At 72.0% G+C, this 15,549-nt stretch carries 14 protein-coding genes and 3 pseudogenes; 6 read left to right on the top strand and 11 right to left on the bottom strand.

Annotated elements, in window-relative coordinates; translation table 11 throughout:
* Positions 1-48: 48 nt before the first annotated feature.
* From ACGF5O_RS21210 to ACGF5O_RS21200, 3 genes are all read right to left on the bottom strand, one after another.
* Positions 49-2,652: a bifunctional FO biosynthesis protein CofGH gene (locus ACGF5O_RS21210; protein WP_393811395.1), complete on the bottom strand. Its 2,604-nt coding sequence runs from the start codon at positions 2,650-2,652 to the stop codon at positions 49-51.
* 148 nt (positions 2,653-2,800) lie between these two features.
* A complete protein-coding gene (locus ACGF5O_RS21205) occupies positions 2,801-4,777 on the bottom strand; it encodes a hypothetical protein (RefSeq protein WP_393811394.1) in 1,977 nt (658 codons plus the stop codon).
* Between the two features lie 162 nt (positions 4,778-4,939).
* Entirely contained in the window at positions 4,940-5,785 is an 846-nt protein-coding gene (locus ACGF5O_RS21200; RefSeq protein WP_393811393.1) for an LLM class F420-dependent oxidoreductase, read from the bottom strand.
* 174 nt (positions 5,786-5,959) lie between these two features.
* Here ACGF5O_RS21200 and ACGF5O_RS21195 point away from each other — a divergent pair, with 174 nt between their 5' ends.
* Positions 5,960-7,471 carry a CehA/McbA family metallohydrolase gene (locus ACGF5O_RS21195; protein WP_393811392.1) on the top strand — a complete coding sequence of 504 codons (1,512 nt, stop codon included), beginning with the start codon at positions 5,960-5,962 and terminating at the stop codon, positions 7,469-7,471.
* A 295-nt stretch (positions 7,472-7,766) separates the two neighbouring features.
* Here ACGF5O_RS21195 and ACGF5O_RS21190 read toward each other — a convergent pair whose 3' ends face one another.
* The gene (locus ACGF5O_RS21190) at positions 7,767-8,390 is read right to left on the bottom strand and encodes a hypothetical protein (protein ID WP_393811391.1); all 624 of its coding nucleotides are present in this window, start codon (positions 8,388-8,390) and stop codon (positions 7,767-7,769) included.
* 68 nt (positions 8,391-8,458) lie between these two features.
* Between ACGF5O_RS21190 and ACGF5O_RS21185 the strand changes: the two genes are divergently transcribed.
* Positions 8,459-9,061, top strand: coding sequence for an exonuclease domain-containing protein (locus ACGF5O_RS21185; protein ID WP_393811390.1), 603 nt, complete (start codon positions 8,459-8,461; stop codon positions 9,059-9,061).
* Positions 9,062-9,116: 55 nt separating this feature from the next.
* A complete protein-coding gene (locus ACGF5O_RS21180; protein WP_393811389.1) occupies positions 9,117-9,644 on the top strand; it encodes a hypothetical protein in 528 nt (175 codons plus the stop codon).
* A 24-nt stretch (positions 9,645-9,668) separates the two neighbouring features.
* Here the strand turns inward: ACGF5O_RS21180 and ACGF5O_RS21175 are convergent, their stop codons facing one another.
* The 3 genes from ACGF5O_RS21175 to ACGF5O_RS21165 are packed head-to-tail and all read right to left on the bottom strand — an operon-like array spanning position 9,669 to position 10,644.
* Positions 9,669-9,896, bottom strand: a complete 228-nt coding sequence (locus ACGF5O_RS21175; RefSeq protein ID WP_393811388.1) for a hypothetical protein — start codon at positions 9,894-9,896, stop codon at positions 9,669-9,671.
* On the bottom strand, positions 9,893-10,192 hold the full coding sequence (locus ACGF5O_RS21170; protein ID WP_393811387.1) for a hypothetical protein: 300 nt from the start codon (positions 10,190-10,192) through the stop codon (positions 9,893-9,895). The genes ACGF5O_RS21175 and ACGF5O_RS21170 overlap by 4 nt, the downstream gene beginning before the upstream one ends.
* 26 nt (positions 10,193-10,218) lie before the next feature.
* On the bottom strand, positions 10,219-10,644 hold the full coding sequence (locus tag ACGF5O_RS21165) for an ATP-binding protein (protein ID WP_393811386.1): 426 nt from the start codon (positions 10,642-10,644) through the stop codon (positions 10,219-10,221).
* 201 nt (positions 10,645-10,845) lie between these two features.
* Between ACGF5O_RS21165 and ACGF5O_RS21160 the strand changes: the two are divergent.
* Both ACGF5O_RS21160 and ACGF5O_RS21155 read left to right on the top strand, forming a co-directional pair.
* Positions 10,846-11,619: pseudogene (locus ACGF5O_RS21160) on the top strand (Scr1 family TA system antitoxin-like transcriptional regulator); the annotation flags it as partial.
* Between the two features lie 91 nt (positions 11,620-11,710).
* Entirely contained in the window at positions 11,711-11,893 is a 183-nt protein-coding gene (locus ACGF5O_RS21155; protein ID WP_393811385.1) for a DUF397 domain-containing protein, read from the top strand.
* Here ACGF5O_RS21155 and ACGF5O_RS21150 read toward each other — a convergent pair.
* The 3 genes and pseudogenes from ACGF5O_RS21150 to ACGF5O_RS21140 all read right to left on the bottom strand — a co-directional run.
* Positions 11,876-12,322, bottom strand: a pseudogene (locus tag ACGF5O_RS21150) (endonuclease/exonuclease/phosphatase family protein); the annotation flags it as partial. The gene ACGF5O_RS21155 and the pseudogene ACGF5O_RS21150 sit on opposite strands and share 18 nt — an antisense overlap.
* 18 nt (positions 12,323-12,340) lie before the next feature.
* On the bottom strand, positions 12,341-13,642 hold the full coding sequence (locus tag ACGF5O_RS21145) for an RNA-guided endonuclease InsQ/TnpB family protein (RefSeq protein WP_393811384.1): 1,302 nt from the start codon (positions 13,640-13,642) through the stop codon (positions 12,341-12,343).
* Between the two features lie 253 nt (positions 13,643-13,895).
* Positions 13,896-14,306 (bottom strand): annotated as a pseudogene (locus ACGF5O_RS21140) (endonuclease/exonuclease/phosphatase family protein); the annotation flags it as partial.
* Positions 14,307-14,347: 41 nt separating this feature from the next.
* On the opposite strand from ACGF5O_RS21140, the gene ACGF5O_RS21135 reads away from it, so the two are divergent.
* A complete protein-coding gene (locus ACGF5O_RS21135; RefSeq protein WP_393811383.1) occupies positions 14,348-14,734 on the top strand; it encodes a nitroreductase/quinone reductase family protein in 387 nt (128 codons plus the stop codon).
* Positions 14,735-14,824: 90 nt separating this feature from the next.
* Here ACGF5O_RS21135 and ACGF5O_RS21130 read toward each other — a convergent pair whose 3' ends face one another.
* Positions 14,825-15,379 carry a DUF3455 domain-containing protein gene (locus ACGF5O_RS21130; RefSeq protein WP_393811382.1) on the bottom strand — a complete coding sequence of 185 codons (555 nt, stop codon included), beginning with the start codon at positions 15,377-15,379 and terminating at the stop codon, positions 14,825-14,827.
* Between the last annotated feature and the right edge of the window lie 170 nt (positions 15,380-15,549).

Below are 15,549 nucleotides of genomic sequence, written 5' to 3'. Positions count from 1 at the left end.
CACAGGGGTCGGATCATCGTACTGTGCGCCGCCCGCCCGCCCGACGGCTCAGTCCAGCACCGGCAGCAGCTCCGGAAGGTGGCCGTCGGAGGCCTCCGCCGCCCGCTGCCGTTCCTCGGGGACCGGCCCGTACAGCGTCGTACGCGGCCTGGCCGGGCGCCCGGCGGCCTCGGCCACGGCCACGAGGTCGCGGACCGACTTGTACGAGCCGTACGACGACCCCGCCATCCGCGAGATCGTCTCCTCCATGAGGGTGCCGCCCAGGTCGTTCGCCCCCGAGCGGAGCATCTCCGCCGCACCCTCCGCGCCCAGTTTCACCCAGCTTGTCTGGATGTTCGGGATGTAGGGGTGCAGGAGGAGCCGGGCCATCGCCGTCACCGCCCGGTTGTCGCGCATCGTCGGGCCCGGCCGGGAGATGCCGGCCAGGTAGACGGGCGCGTTGGTGTGGATGAAGGGCAGCGTCACGAACTCCGTGAAGCCGCCGGTGCGCTGCTGGATGCCGGCCAGGGTGCGCAGGTGGCCCAGCCAGTGCCGGGGCTGGTCGACATGGCCGTACATCATGGTGGAGGAGGAGCGGATGCCCAGCTCGTGCGCGGTGGTGACCACCTCGATCCAGGTGGCGGCGGGCAGCTTGCCCTTGGTGAGGATCCAGCGGACCTCGTCGTCGAGGATCTCGGCGGCCGTCCCCGGGATGGTGTCCAGGCCCGCCTCCTTCGCCGCCGTCAGCCACTCCCGGATCGACAGGCCGGTACGGGTCGCGCCGTTGACGACCTCCATCGGCGAGAAGGCGTGCACGTGCATGCCGGGGACGCGTTCCTTGACCGCCTTGGCGATGTCGAAGTAGGCGGTGCCGGGCAGGTCGGGGTGGATGCCGCCCTGCATGCAGACCTCGACCGCGCCGACGTCCCAGGCCTGCTGGGCGCGGTCGGCGACCTGGTCCAGGGAGAGGGTGTAGGCGTCCGCGTCGGTGCGGCGCTGCGCGAAGGCGCAGAAACGGCAGCCGGTGTAGCAGACGTTGGTGAAGTTGATGTTGCGGGTGACGATGTAGGTGACGTCGTCGCCGACGGCCGACTTCCGCACGTCGTCGGCGATCCCGGTCAGCGCGTCGAGGGCCGGGCCGTCCGCGTGGAACAGGGCGAGGGCCTCGGCGTCCGTCAGCTTCGTGGGGTCGTCGGCGGCGGTCGCCAGGGCCGCGCGCACGTCCGTGTCGATGCGCTCCGGCGCCATCCCGGGGGCCGCCGCCTCGCGCAGCGCGCCCCAGTCGCCGTACACCTCGTCGAAGTCGTCGCGCCGGTCGGTCGTACGGCCTTCGGAGTCGATGGCGGTGTGCAGATCGGTACGGCCGCTCGCGACGAAGACCTCCTCCGGCTCCTGCCACGGCCGCCCCTCGACCACCGCGTCGGGCACCGCGAGGCCCGTCTCCGGGTCGGCGAGCGCGGCCACGTGCGGGCGCAGCCGGGGGTCCAGCCAGGGCTCGCCGCGGCGGACGAACTCCGGGTACACGCAGAGCCGTTCCCGCAGCTCGAAACCGGCCGCGGCCGACCTCCGGGCGAGTTCATCGATCTGCGGCCAGGGGCGCTCGGGATTCACGTGGTCGATGGTGAGCGGGGAGACCCCGCCCCAGTCGTCGACACCGGCCGCGATCAGCCGCTCGTACTCTCCGGCGACCAGGTTCGGCGGCGCCTGGATGTTGCCGGCCGGACCCATCACCAGCCGCGCCACCGCCACGGCGGCCACCAGCTCGTCCAGTTCGGCGTCCGGCATGCCGCGCATCGCGGTGTCCGGCTTGGCGCGGAAGTTCTGGATGATCAGCTCCTGGACGCCGTGGTAGGAGCGGGCCACGCGCCGCAGCGCGAAGAGCGAGTCGGCCCGCTCCTCGTACGTCTCGCCGATGCCGATCAGGATCCCGGAGGTGAAGGGCACGGAGGAGCGCCCGGCATCCTCCAGCACCCGCAGGCGCACGGCGGGCTCCTTGTCCGGGGAGCCGTGGTGCGGACCGCCGGGCTCGGACCAGAGCCGGGTCGCGGTCGTCTCCAGCATCATGCCCATGCTCGGCGCGACCGGCTTCAGCCGCTGGAAGTCCGTCCAGGACATCACCCCGGGGTTGAGGTGCGGGAGCAGGCCGGTCTCCTCCAGGATGCGGACGGAGATGGCCCGGACATAGGCGATCGTGTCGTCGTAACCGTGCGCGTCGAGCCACTCGCGCGCCTCCGGCCAGCGGTCCTCGGGCTTGTCGCCGAGGGTGATCAGGGCTTCCTTGCAGCCGAGGGCCGCACCCTTGCGGGCGACGTCGAGGACCTCGTCCGGGGACATGAACATCCCGTGCCCGGCCCGGCGGAGCTTGCCGGGGACGGTGACGAACGTGCAGTAGTGGCACTTGTCGCGGCACAGGCGGGTGAGGGGGATGAAGACGCTCTTCGAGTACGTGATGACACCGGGCCGGCCGGCCTCTTCCAGTCCGGCGTCCCGGACCCGGGCGGCGGAGGCGGCGAGGTCGGTCAGCGCCTCGCCACGCGCCTGGAGCAGGACGGCGGCCTCGGAGACGTCGAGGGCGACGCCGTCCCGGGCGCGTTTGAGGGCGCGACGCATGGAGTTCTCGGTGGGGCCGGTTCCGGAGGTCCCGGACGTTCCAGAAGTCGCGGAAGTCGTCATTCTTTGAGCATACGAAGAGACCCGACGGGTTCAGCGGGGTGGTTGGGGCAGCGGTCGTCCTGACCACGGCCCCGGTCTCGCCCAAGTCGCCCCGACGAGACCGGGAGAACGCGCCGCGGACGGCGTGCGCACCCGCGTGCGGGTCCGGTCAGCGCACCGTGGCCGATGCCGTGGTGGCCGATCCGTTGGTCCAGCCGCGGCGGTGGGCGGTCACCGTCACGGTGATCTTCCGGCCCTTGTCGGCCTTCACCAGGACGTACGTCGACCTGGTGGCACCGGTGACGGCCTTGCCGTCGCGCTTCCAGACGTACGAGTACGAGGTGGCCGCCGGCGACCAGGTGCCGTGCGCGGCCGTCAGCTTGTGGCCGACCTTGGTGGTGCCGCTGTAGGAGGGCGCCTTGGCGGCCTTGAGAGCGGGACCGACGGCGACGGTGACGGCCGGTGCGGTGGAGCCGACCGAGCCCGCGCCGTTGCTGACCGTGACCTTGCAGGCGATCTTGTGGGCGTAGTCGTCCGCGGTCAGGGTGCGGGTCGTGCCGGTGGCACCGGAGACGGCCTTGCCGTCGCGCAGCCACGACCAGGCGGCGGTGGCGTTGTAGCCGGACCATGTCGCGGAGCACGTCAGCTTCGAACCGGTGCGGGCGGTCCCGGTGAGCGTGGCCTTCCTGGTGATGACCGGCTTGGTCAGCAGGGTCTGCGACCGGCTCCACACCTGGGAGGTGTAGCGGCCGGAGGTGCCGGGCGCGTAGACCGCCGTCCGTGACAGCACGGTGGCCCGGCCGTCCGGTCCGGCCGCCACCTCGCCCGTCAGGGCGTCCATGTCGGGGACGTCGGCGACCGCCGTGTCGTTGAGCGCGGTGGCCTTGCTCCAGGTGCCGCCGCTCCGGACGGCCCACTCCAGGTAGTGGTCGTCGCCGTTGTCGATGCCGGGCGTCTGCGGCCACACGACCTGCACGGTCCCGTCCCCGCCGATGGACGCGTCCATCTGCCAGTCGACGTAGCCGGTGGAGAGCGTCTTCGGCGCGGACCAGGCGCCCGTGCTCGCGCTCCGGGTGACGGCCTGGACGATCGGCATGCCCGCGCTGCCGCTCCAGCCCGCCCACACGTAGGTGACGTCACCGTCGGGGGCGGTGAGGGGGCCGCTGTCGTCGTTGGCCTGAAGGACCGGCACGGCGGTCTGGACGGCTCCCCAGCTGCCGGTCGGGGAGGGCCTGGTGCGGGACTTCAGCGTCTCGACCCCGTTGGTGGCGCTCTGCCACAGCACGGTGGTGGCGCCGTCGGCCGCCATCGACACCTGCACGTCGCTGGACTGGCCGTCCGTCCCCGGCAGGGCGGCCGGGCTGCTCCAGTCCCCGCCGGCGGTGGCCCGGGTCACGATGGAGTCGACGTTGGAGTCGGTGGTCCGGTCCCAGGCGTCCCAGACCGTGGTGGCCGCCCCGTCGGGAGCCACCGCGAGCGAGATCTGGTCGATGTAGCCGCTGGAGAAGGAGCCGAGACGCTCGGGCGCCGACCAGGCCGTCGCACCGGGGGCGAGCGTGGCGGTCATCGCCTCGTAGTCCGAGTAGCCGTCGCCCTGGGTCCACACGGCGGTGACGGTGCCGTCGGCCGCCGCGGCCAGCTGGGGCATCGACAGGTCCAGTCCGGCGTAGGCCGTGAGCGTGACCGGATCCGACCAGCCGCCCGTCGCCGGGTCCCAGCCGGCCGAGAGCGTGGTCAGCGAGCCGTCGGCGTAGGTGCCGGTCACCCAGGCCGCCTCGGCGTGCCCGTCGGCGGTCACCGTCAGCACGGCCCGGACGCTCGCGTCGCTGCTCGTGAAGAGCGAGTGGGGAGCCGACCAGGCGTCGCTGCCCGCCGGCCTGACCGCGGCCTGGACGTCCCACGTGGTGGCGCCCGCCGCCTTGTTGCGCCACAGGGCGAACGCCGTGCCGTCCCCGGCCACCTCGACGTCGATCAGGCTCTGCTGCCCGTCGGTGCCGGTCAGGCTGACCGCGGATCCGAACGGCCCGGCCGACGCCGGGTATCCGGCCGCGGTGGCGGGCAGCGCGGCGCCCACCGCGAGTGCGGCCGCTGTGGCTGCCGCGCAGGCGACGAAGGCGGCTCGCGGTCTCGGTATCTTCAGTGCCACTGCGGCTCCTGTCTCGAACGGGTCGAGGACAGTATCCGGTGGCGGTGCGCTGTCGGGTGCGGGTGGGTGGGGGTTGCTCGCGCAGTTCCCCGCGCCCCTAAAAGCAGAAGAAGGGGCGCGGGGAACTGCGCGAGCAACCACAGACAACCCGCACCGGCCCACTCACAGGTACTCCCCGTACGCGTCCAACGCCCCCAGTACCTCCGCCTCCCCCGCCGGAGGCAACTGCACCACGACTTCCTCGATGCCCAGCTCCGCGTAATGCGCCAGCTTGCCCGGGGTCGGGAAGACCGCGTACGGCACCACCTGGAGCGCCTCGGGATCACGCCCCCCGTCGGCCCACGCACCGCGAAGGACCGGCAGCGACTCGGTCAGCCCGCGCCCCCCGATCGGCATCCACCCGTCCGCGTACTCGGCGATGTGCGCGAACAGCTTCGGCCCCGCCGCCCCGCCGACCAGCGTGCGCGGCCCGGCGACCGGCCCGCGCGGCTTCTGGACGGGCTTGGGGTACGCGGAGGACGCCCGCACGCTCCCGAACTCCCCCTCGTAGGCGGTCGGTTCGTCCACCCACAGCGCCCGCATCAGGGCCATCCGGTCCCGGGCCAGCTCCCGCCGGGACCGCCAGCGCACCCCGTGGTCCGCGGCCTCCTCCACGTTCCAGCCGAAGCCGACGCCGAGCGTGAAACGCCCGCCGGACAGGTGGTCGAGGGTGGCGATCTGCTTGGCGAGGTCGATCGGGTCGTGCTGGGCGACCAGGGTGATGCCGGTGCCGAGGCCGAGGCGCTCGGTGACGGCGGCGGCCTGGCCGAGGGCGACGAAGGGGTCGAGGGTACGGCCGTACTCGCGGGGCAGGTCGCCGCCCGCCGGGTAGGGGGTGGTCCGTTCGACCGGGATGTGCGTGTGTTCGGGCAGGTAGAGCCCGGCGAACCCGCGTGCCTCCAGCTCACGGGCGAGCCGGACGGGGGTGATGGTCTCGTCGGTGAGGAAGATCGTGACGGCTATACGCATGCCCCATCTGTACCGGGGGTGGCTCGATATGTCCATACCGACTGGTCGGCATCACACGCCCCGTCTTTCACAGGGCTGCGCAGGGGCATACGGATGACGGCACACGGCAGACGGATGCCTGTGGATTCCCTGTCCTTCCGTGGGAGTTCACGTCCGGAGGGGAGAGTGGGCGGCATGTGTGAGGACACGCACGGCATCGGCAGACGCGCGCTGATCGTGACGGGCGCGGCCACAGCCCTTACGTTGGGAAGCGTGAGCTTCGCAGCGGCGGACGGTCAGGACCCGGGGACTCAGAAGACGGCGACCGTGAGCGGCACCCTGCCGCCCGGCTGCCCCGACTTCGTGTACGTACCGGTCGAAGTGCCCGCCGGCGTACGGGAACTCAAGGTCTCCTACACCTACGACAGGCCGAGCGTCCCGGCCGGCACCACGGGCAACGCGCTCGACATCGGCCTCTTCGACCAGCACGGCACCGAGCTGGGCGGCAAGGGCTTCCGGGGCTGGTCCGGCGGCGCCCGCACGGAGTTCTTCGTCCGCGCCGACGACGCGACCCCCGGCTACATCCCGGGCCCGGTGCACGCGGGCACCTGGTACGTCGCCCTCGGCCCGTACACGGTGGCCCCGCAGGGCCTGTCGTACGAGCTGACGATCACCCTGACGTACGGCGAACCCGGCACCCCGGTCCGCCCGGTCTACCCGCCCTCCCGCGCCAAGGGCCGCGGCCGGGACTGGTACCGCGGCGACTGCCACCTGCACTCCTGGTACTCCGACGGCCGCCGCACCCCCGCCGAGATCGCGGCCCTCGCCCGCGCGGCCGGCCTGGACTTCATCAACTCCTCCGAGCACAACACGCACTCCTCGCACCCGCACTGGGCGGACCAGGCAGGCGACGACCTGCTGATCATGCTCGGCGAGGAGGTCACGACCCGGAACGGCCACGTCGTCGCCCTCGGCACCGACCCCGGCACCTTCGTCGACTGGCGCTACCGGGCCCGCGACAACCGGTTCGGCCACTTCGCCCAGCAGATCCACAAGGCCGGCGGCCTCGTCGTACCCGCGCATCCGCACGCCACCTGCGTGGGCTGCGCCTGGAAGTTCGGCTTCGGGGACGCGGACGCCGTCGAGGTGTGGAACGGCCCCTACACCCCCGACGACGAGGTGGCCCTGTCCGCCTGGGACGCCTCGCTGGTGGCGTCCGTGCGGAACAACCGGCAGTGGCTCCCGGGCATGGGCAACAGCGACGCGCACCGGGACCCGGACGTCGTCGGCTCGCCCCAGACGGTCGTCCTCGCCGACGACCTGTCCCGCGAGGCCATCCAGGAGGGCCTGCGCGCGGGCCGCTCCTACATCGCCGAGTCGAAGAACGTGACCCTGGACTTCACGGCGACGGGCAGCCGCGGCGAACAGGCCGGCATCGGCGGACGCCTCGCCGTCGCCCCCGACGCCCCGGTGACCGTCCGCCTGGAGGCCTCCGGCGTCCCGCGCTGCACGGTCCGCTTCGTCACCGACGAGGGCGTCCTGCTGACCAGCGACCCCCTCCCGGTCGCCGGCTCCGGCGTGGTCGAGTGGCAGACGACCCCGCAGTACGCCGCCTACGTCCGCGCGGAAATCCGCCACGAGACAGCAGCGGGCCCGGTCCCCGGCGCCCTGGCCGCACTGACCAACCCGATCTTCCTGGGGCGGTGAGGCACCGCCCCGATTCTGGGGGGGATGGCAGTGCCCCGATTCCGGGCGGGGCAGCGCCCCGTTTCCAGGGCGGTGGCAGCGCCCCGATTCCCGGGGGGGCAGCGCCTCGTTTCCAGGGCGGTGGCAGCGCCCCGATTCCCGGGGGGGCAGCGCCTCGTTTCCAGGGCGGTGGCAGCGCCCCGATTCCCGGGGGGGGCAGCGCCTCGTTTCCAGGGCGGTGGCAGCGCCCCGTAAGGGGCGCGGGGAACTGCGCGACAAGCCACGACGGCGCCGCAGTCGGCAGATCACGGAGCCTTCAGCGGCGGCCGCCCTGTCCGCGCTCGCTGCTCCGCAGTCCGCGCCGCAACGCGCGCCGCTGCTTTCCCGGCAGGGTGCCGGCCAACTCGCCCACCAGGGCGACATCATGGCCGTCGCCCTCCCGCCCGCCCCGGCACCACCACACCGCCGGGACGGCCGGATCCGGCACACCCCCGCACCAGTCGTCGGTGCTCCCCGCGGGACGAGGGTGCATGCCGAGCTTGTGTTCCCCGCAGACCGGCCAGACCTGCCAGAGCAGCTCCACGAGAGTCTCCTGCGCCGCATCCGCGACGACGGTCAGTACCGTCATCTCGTCGTCCGGCTCCAGCGGCTCACCCTCCTCGGGGTCGTACGCGTTCACCTGGTTGCCCTGCCAACGCCCGTCGGGCATCGCCACGTAGACCCGCCCCCGGTCGACCCCGCCCGGGGACGGAGGTTGCCGGGGCGGCTCGGCCATCAGGATCAGCGCGTCCTGCCCCGGCAGCGTCGCCGTCACGTCGCGGTTGACCACAGCGAGCGCGGCCTCCAGTTTCGGCCACAGACCGGGCTCGGCCGGCCGCGGCTCCGGAAGCCGCGGCCGGTCATGACCAGGACCGATGCGCTCGTACGAGAAGTGGTTCACCGGTGCATCGTGCCATCCGCGCCGAAACCCGCGTGCCCCGGCCGCCGGGCCTCTCTACGCTTCCCGCCATGGACAGCACCGGGGCCGCGGGGCTCGTCAACGTCGTGGACGTCGAGGCGACCTGCTGGGCCGGTTCCCCGCCGCCCTGCGAGGTCAGCGAGATCATCGAGGTCGGGCTGACCGTCGTCGACCCGGCGGCCGGCGAGCGCCTGGCCCGGCACCGGATCCTGGTGCGGCCCGCGCGGTCCGCGGTCAGCGCGTTCTGCACGGAGCTGACCGGCCTCACCCAGGCCGAGGTCGACCAGGGGGTCACCTTCGCCGAAGCGTGCCGGCTGCTGGCGGCCGAGCACCGCGCGGGCGCCCGGCCTTGGGCCAGCTGGGGCGACTACGACCGCAACCAGTTCACCCGGCAGTGCCGGGCCACCAGGACGCCCTACCCCTTCAGCCACCGTCACACCAACGCCAAGGCCGCGTTCACCGAGGCGTACGGCCTGCGCAAGCGCCCCGGCATGGCGCAGGCCCTGGAGATCGCCGGGCTGCCGCTCGAAGGCCGGCACCACCGGGGCGAGGACGACGCCTGGAACATCGCGTCCCTCGTGCTCCACCTCGCCGAACGGGGCGCGTGGCCGACCCCGGCGGAACACCTCGTCCGAAAAGACCGAAAAGACTGAAAAGAATGAAAAGACCGCAAAGGCTGAAGGGGCTGACGGAGCTGAAAGGGCTGCCATGGGCGAACCGGCGGAGCTCGCGGAGTGGGTCGCGCTGATCGACGCGTGCCTCGCACCCGTCGCGACCAGATCGGTGGATCTCACCGACCCCGACTGGGTGCGGAAGATGCAGGAGGCCCCGCATCCGCTGGACGAGGCGGGGATCCGCCCGGAGGCCGAGGCGGCCCTGCGGGACGTCCTCACCCGCTACACGGAGGGCGACGACGACGTCCGCGCCGGCCTGCGGGCCCTCCTCGACCGGTGTCCCCATTTCAGCTGGGCGACGACCCTGCCCCTGGAGCCGACCCCCGAGGGCTTCCGGCAGCGGCTGCTGGAGATATCGGTCGAGGACCAGGGCCAGGACACCCGGGACATGATGGTCGGCCTGCACGACCTGTGCGGCCGGGCCCGGGACGCCGGGGTCGACATCCGCCCGCTGCTCCTCGACGTGGCCGGACTCTCCAGTGACGTCGACAGGTACGGCATGGGCTCCACCCGCCACATCCTGCTCCGCGCGGCCGGACGGGAGCCCTGCGGGCTCTGGTGAGCCCGGGTCAGGACGGCGGGCCGCTCAGCCCACAACCTGTGGATCACGGAAGTCGTACACGACGGTCACCCCCATGCCTGGGGTGTACGTGTACTCCACGGACGGAGGCCGCCAGCCGGGGATCTCGCGGCCGGCCGCCGGATCGCGGGCGATTGCGGCGAGCGCATCCCGGACCGCCTCCCGATCTCCCTCCGTCAGGTCGCCGAACGCCTTCTTCGCGGGCTCGGCCTCCTCCAACGGGACTTCGTTCACGCGCCGCCGCCTCCGGCTCGGGCGTCTTCCAGCGCCGTCATGATCTCGGGTGAGTTCCTGATCAGGACCCGGTGCCGGTAGGCCCGGACCACGGCTGCGGCGCCGGCGAGGTCGTTGGTCGGAGATGCTCCTACGGCGGCTGCCAGCTCCTCCTCGAAGCGCTCGCGGTCGCCCGGGAAGCCGTAGCGGCTGAGCGCGCTGCGCAGGTCGTCCACGGTCCGGATCTCCGGGAGGGGCATCGCTCCCCAGCCGTGCCAGGGCTGTGCGCTCATGATCAGCTCCTGACGGACGGACATCGCTCCACCTCCCCGTATGGCCCTGGTCACCACCCCGCCGCCCCGCCTCCGCACTCGGCCCACAACAGCTTGCCGAGCTCTTGGAGTTCCGTAGCGCCCCAGGTGTCCGCGCAGGCCCGCACCAGAGGCAGTCCCCGGCCGTGCTCGGCGTCGGGTGGGGGTGGCGGTGCGGGTACGGTCGAGAAGCCGGGCGGGACGTGCGGGTCGGTGTCCCAGACGGCTACGCGGAGACGTCCGGGTTCGGCCGACCGGAGCCGGAGGGCGTAGGGCCCCCTCGTGTGACAGTGCGAGTTGGCCAGCAGCTCGGCGGCCAGGAGCTCCGCGGTGGGCGTTAGCTCGGTCATCTCATGTGCGGCGAGGATCAGTCTCAGGGTGCCCCGTGCGATACCCGGTGCGCGTGGATCGTGCGGAAGGTGCAGGGTGTAGTTCCAGGACGGGGATACGGTGGCCATGGGAAGTCTCCGGTCGCTGAGGGGAGTTCGACAGGTGCCTGGTGTCAGTGCCGTGGCGTCCCACGGTGCGCTTCCAGGTGGGGCGCCCAGGAATGACGATAGAGGCCCCGCAAAGCAGCTTTGCGAACTTTCGAAGGATCTCGGCCTCAACTCCCTCGTGTGAGTGACAAGCTCGCTGTACGTCCGCCAGGAGGAACACTCATGACGCCAAGGCCCGCGCCAACGGCCCGACGCGTCCGACTCGCCACCGAACTGCGCAAACTCCGCGAACGGGCAGGCCTGACCTCCACCGAGGCCGCACAGATGCTTGGTACCAGTTCGGGTCAACTCAGCAACGTGGAGTCGGCCAGGTTCGGAGTGAGTCCCGACCGCGTCCGGGCGATGGCGCACATCTACTCGTGCACGAACCAGCCCTACATCGAGGCACTGGCGGGCATGGCCGCTGAGAAGACGCGCGGCTGGTGGTGGGATGCCTACCGCGAGGTACTTCCGTCGGGGCTGCTCACCCTCGCCGAACTGGAGCACCACGCGACGGCCATCCGTACCGCGTTCACCTCACACGTTCCGGGCATGCTCCAGATCAGTGAGCACGCCCGGGAGATCTTCAGCCGGGCCATCCCGGCCCCCACTCCGCCGGAAGTGGAGCACCGGGTCTCACACCGCATCAAGCGCCAGGACGTCGTGTTCCGGGAGAACGCGAATCCGTACAGCACGGTGATCCACGAAGCGGCCCTGCACATGCGGGTCGGCGGTCGGCAAGTGGCCCGGCAGCAGCTCAGGCATCTGATCGACATGAGCCTGCGAGACCACATCACCCTTCGGGTGCTGCCCTTCGACATCGGGGCCTTCCCGGGATCGGGCCAGTCCATCAACTACCTGCGCGGACCCGTGACAGAGCTGGACACCGTGCAACTCGACCAGTTCCACGGGCCTGTACTGCTCGACGCCGAAGCCCACTTGGAGAAGTACCGGCGTCTCCTGGACGTCGTCGAAGGCATTGCCCTCAGCCCTCCGAAGTCCCGGGACCTGATCCACGCCATCATCCAGAACCTGTGAAGGAGCCGGTATGTCCACGCGCCGCTGGCGGAAGTCGTCGTACTGCCAAGAAGGCGAGGCCTGCGTCCACATATCCCCCACCCCCACCACCGTCCACATAGCCGACGCCGACCCTCCCCGGACCGTCCTCACCATCCGCCCCGACGCCTTCACCGCCCTTCTCGGCCTCCTGAAGTCACCCGGCGGACACTGAGTCCGCCAGGTCCGCGACGACCGCCGCGTGGTCCGAGGGCCAGACGCCGTCGACGGGACCGTCCCCGGCCCGCCGTGCGGCGAGCACCGAGCCGATGCCGTCGGGGCCGGCGGGTGCCCCGACGTGGACGTAGTCGACGCGGACGTCGGGGCCGAGGCCCGGGGCGACGTACGGGTTGGCGTTGTCCCAGGTGGCGTAGGGGGCGGCCGGATCGGCGTACGCCCAGGCGTCGAAGAAGACCTGGCCGGGTACGACAGGTGCGGTGCGGACCCCGCAGAACCGGCGGACCTCGTCGGAGTCCGGCCAGGCGTTGAAGTCGCCGGTGACGACGGGCGGGAAGCCGGTGCCCGCGCGGTGGGCGGCCACGAACTCGGCCACGGCGGCGACCTGTTCGCCGCGTACCGCCGACAGGTGCAGCTGCGAGGTCAGTTGACATCCTCCCCCCTCTTAAAAGAGGGGGATTCCAACCAGTTTGGGTTGAGGTTCACGGACGTTCTTCGACCGCGTGGGCGGTGTCGTCCCTCCGGCACCGGCTGTGCGCCGGGGGCGGGGGAACCCGCCCTGTCCTGCCGCGACGTTGGCTGCTGCGTTGGTGTCCGCGTTACAGGTGAAACCACAGGAGGAACAGACGAACTCGGCTTGGCTCTTGCGCGAGTTCTTGTCGATCCATCCGCAGTTACTGCACCGCAGAGATGTGTACGGGGCCGGGATGTCCTCGACCCGGCCGGGGGCCTTGTGTCCGGTGCGCTGCCGGAGCAGGCCCCAACCCTGGGCGAGGACGGCACGGTTCAGCCCGGCCTTCTGCGCCACCCGCTTGCCCGGCTTCTCGATCGTTCCTTTCGCGGAGCGGGTCATGTTCCTGATGTTCAGCTTCTCGAAGCGGATCAGGTCGTAGGCGCGGGCGAGCAGCGTGCTGGTCTTCTCGCACCAGTCCTTACGCCGGTTCGCCTCGCGCGCCTTGAGCTTCGCCACCTTCGCGTACCCGGCCGCCTTGGCCTCGCTGCCCCTGAGCGCGCGGGCGGCACGCCGCTGATGCTTACGGATCTGCGCCCGTTCCCGGACAGTGAGCTGCGGGCAGTTCAGTTTCCGCCCGTCGGAGAGAGCCGCGGTGACGGCGACTCCCCGGTCGATACCGATGGTCTCGCCGGTGCCGGGGGCGGGCACCGGCCCGGGGACGACGGCGAACGCGGCATGCCACTGCCCGTTGCGGAAGGTGACCCGGAACGTCTTCGCGTCCGGCAGCCTCGCGCCCTTTCCGCTGGCACTGAGGCGGAAGCGGACCCAGCCGCAGCCGGGCACCCTCACCTGAGCCCACCGACGGTTCAGCCTCTGCACCACGACCGAGCGGCCCATGACCTGCCGGCCGGTCCTCACGTTCAGCTTCGCCGAGCCGTCCGCGTGGTACTCGGGCACGCGGTCGGTGCCGATGACACGGAAACCCTCATGCCGGTACTTCCTGCGCCAGGCCGGCTCACCGAACCCGGACGTGAAACGCGCGTTCTTGGCCGTGGCGAAGTCCTTGAGGGCCTGCTGCTGCACGTCCGCGTTCCCCGCCGCCAGCCACTCGTTCTCCCGCCGGGCCGCGGTCAGCTGACGGCACTGCTCGGCAAACCCCGGCGCGGACCTGCGGCCCGGGCTCCAGTACGCATGCTGCTCCACCGCGAGGTTCCACACATACCTCGCGTGGGCGCAGTGCAGCAGCATCTGCCGCTCCTGCCCGCTCGTCGGGTACATCCGAAACCGTGCCATGCCGTGAAACCTAGACCGCACGTTCCCCGACCGCGCACCTCATCGATCACCATCACCCATCCGAGTGACCACACCGCACACCACCGGCCACCGGACCCTCAACTCCCTGTCACCACCAGTCCGTGGCCACCCTCGGCATCCCGGACGGCTACGCCGGATCGCCCTGACGGCGATCCGGCTACCCCTGCCCCGCTCCGCGGGAGCGGGCATTCACCCCGGCCCTGAAGGACCGGGCACCCCGCCCGAAAGCCAGATGGGCGGGGGCGGCGAGGCGGGCGTAGAGCGCGAGGCGTCCGTCGTCGAGGTCCGGTGGCGCCGGCAGGCGCAGCGCCTCGCTCTCCAGCACGGGCCAGCGGCTCAGCACCGCGTTGCCGATCTCGACGCCGGGCTCCCCGATCCGCCGCTGCCAGCGCCCGGAGGCCGGGGAGGCCGCCCAGACCCAGTGCAGGCCGAGTTCGCCGGCGAGCCACCCGGCGAGGTTCTCGCCGTCGGCCGCCCACACCTCCTGCAGCCCGACCACGTCCGGCCGCAGCTCACGCAGGACCGCGAGGATCGCCTTCTGCCGTTCGGCCCAGGGCCCGAAGCGCCACCACAGGTTCCAGGTCACGATCCGCACGGGCCCACCGTTTCTCGTCGGGGAAGCGTGGGGGACATTGAAGGGCATCACCGTCACCGGAGCACAGCAGAACGGGAGACCGAGGAACCATGTCCGACCGCAGATTCCGGGCCACCACCGCCTTCCAGCGGCACGTCGCCAACCCGTTGACCCGCCTGATGCCCTTCCAGACCCTGCTGGAGACCACCGGACGCGTCTCCGGGCAGCCGCGGCGAACGCCGCTGGGCGGGCGGCGGGTCGGGGACGTCTTCTGGCTGGTGTCGGAGTTCGGGACGAGGTCCCAGTACGTGCGGAACATCCAGGCCGACCCACGGGTCCGGGTGCGGATCGGCGGGCGGTGGCACCACGGCACCGCCCACCTCCTGCCCGACGACGACCCGGTCGCCAGGCTCCGCACCCTGCCCAAGGGCAACAGCGCCGCCGTCAAGGCACTGGGCACACAACTCCTGACGATCCGGGTCGACCTCACCGACTGAGCGCCCCGAAGGGGCGCGGGGAACTGCGCGACCAGCCACGACGGCGCCGCAGCCGACAGACGGCCTACCGCGGCGCCTCCGGCAAGACGCTCAGCTCGCCGCCTTGTAGAACGCGTACGTCGCCGAGTACGGCACCGAGACCTGGTCCGTGCCGGTGCACGCCGCCGCCGGGGCCACGCCGCCCTCCGTGTCCAGGCGCTGGACGTAGGTGACGCCCTCGAACGTCCCGGCGCCGCGGGTGGCCGTGGCCTTCAGGAGCAGTTCGGGGACGGCGCCGTCCTTCGCGGACGTGGCGACCGCGGACGCGTTGACGGCGCTGCCGTCGACCGTGGAGACCCAGACCGGGCCACGGGAGTGCAGGGCGACCGGGCGGTGGGCGCGGTCCCGCTTGTCGGAGAGAGTGGCGGCGGGCTCCAGGAGCTTCCAGGCGCCGTCCGTGCAGGTGTAGGTCTGCACGCCGTGCGCGGAGTAGACGCCGGTCAGCTTGTTGCCGTCGGGGACGGCGAGCGCGGCGGGGGCGTGGACGGCCGGGAGGCGGGCGGGCTGCGCGGAGTAGGCCTGGACGGCGGTCGTACCGGCCAGCGTGGCGGCGGCCGCGGCGGCGACGGCCGTGGTGGTCAGGGCGATTCTCTTGGCGAGCTTCATGGAGTGTGGTCTCCGAACGGGTTCCGTGCGTGTTCAGGGAGGAGGGAAGGCGGCTCCGGTCACCGGAATCCGGCCGTCCCCCCTGTGCCCCGGACGCTACGGACCGGCCGCCGCCCGTGGAGCCGCTTGCCGGTTCTTTGCCCGCCCGTAAGACCTTGCCGTCCCCAAAG

The sequence above is a fragment of the Streptomyces sp. NPDC048291 genome (assembly GCF_043201715.1).
In the GTDB taxonomy this organism is placed as follows: Bacteria; Actinomycetota; Actinomycetes; order Streptomycetales; family Streptomycetaceae; genus Streptomyces.
The sequence above is the reverse complement of the archived record's forward strand: the minus strand, read 5'-3'. Positions and strand labels throughout refer to the sequence as shown.

Coding starts and splice junctions, on each gene's coding strand:
- ACGF5O_RS21210 (WP_393811395.1), bottom strand. CDS start 2,652: ATGACGACTTCCGCGACTTCTGGAACGTCCGGGACCTCCGGAACCGGC.
- ACGF5O_RS21200 (WP_393811393.1), bottom strand. CDS start 5,785: ATGCGTATAGCCGTCACGATCTTCCTCACCGACGAGACCATCACCCCC.
- ACGF5O_RS21195 (WP_393811392.1), top strand. CDS start 5,960: ATGTGTGAGGACACGCACGGCATCGGCAGACGCGCGCTGATCGTGACG.
- ACGF5O_RS21185 (WP_393811390.1), top strand. CDS start 8,459: ATGGACAGCACCGGGGCCGCGGGGCTCGTCAACGTCGTGGACGTCGAG.
- ACGF5O_RS21180 (WP_393811389.1), top strand. CDS start 9,117: ATGGGCGAACCGGCGGAGCTCGCGGAGTGGGTCGCGCTGATCGACGCG.
- ACGF5O_RS21170 (WP_393811387.1), bottom strand. CDS start 10,192: ATGTCCGTCCGTCAGGAGCTGATCATGAGCGCACAGCCCTGGCACGGC.
- ACGF5O_RS21165 (WP_393811386.1), bottom strand. CDS start 10,644: ATGGCCACCGTATCCCCGTCCTGGAACTACACCCTGCACCTTCCGCAC.
- ACGF5O_RS21155 (WP_393811385.1), top strand. CDS start 11,711: ATGTCCACGCGCCGCTGGCGGAAGTCGTCGTACTGCCAAGAAGGCGAG.
- ACGF5O_RS21145 (WP_393811384.1), bottom strand. CDS start 13,642: ATGGCACGGTTTCGGATGTACCCGACGAGCGGGCAGGAGCGGCAGATG.
- ACGF5O_RS21135 (WP_393811383.1), top strand. CDS start 14,348: ATGTCCGACCGCAGATTCCGGGCCACCACCGCCTTCCAGCGGCACGTC.
- ACGF5O_RS21130 (WP_393811382.1), bottom strand. CDS start 15,379: ATGAAGCTCGCCAAGAGAATCGCCCTGACCACCACGGCCGTCGCCGCC.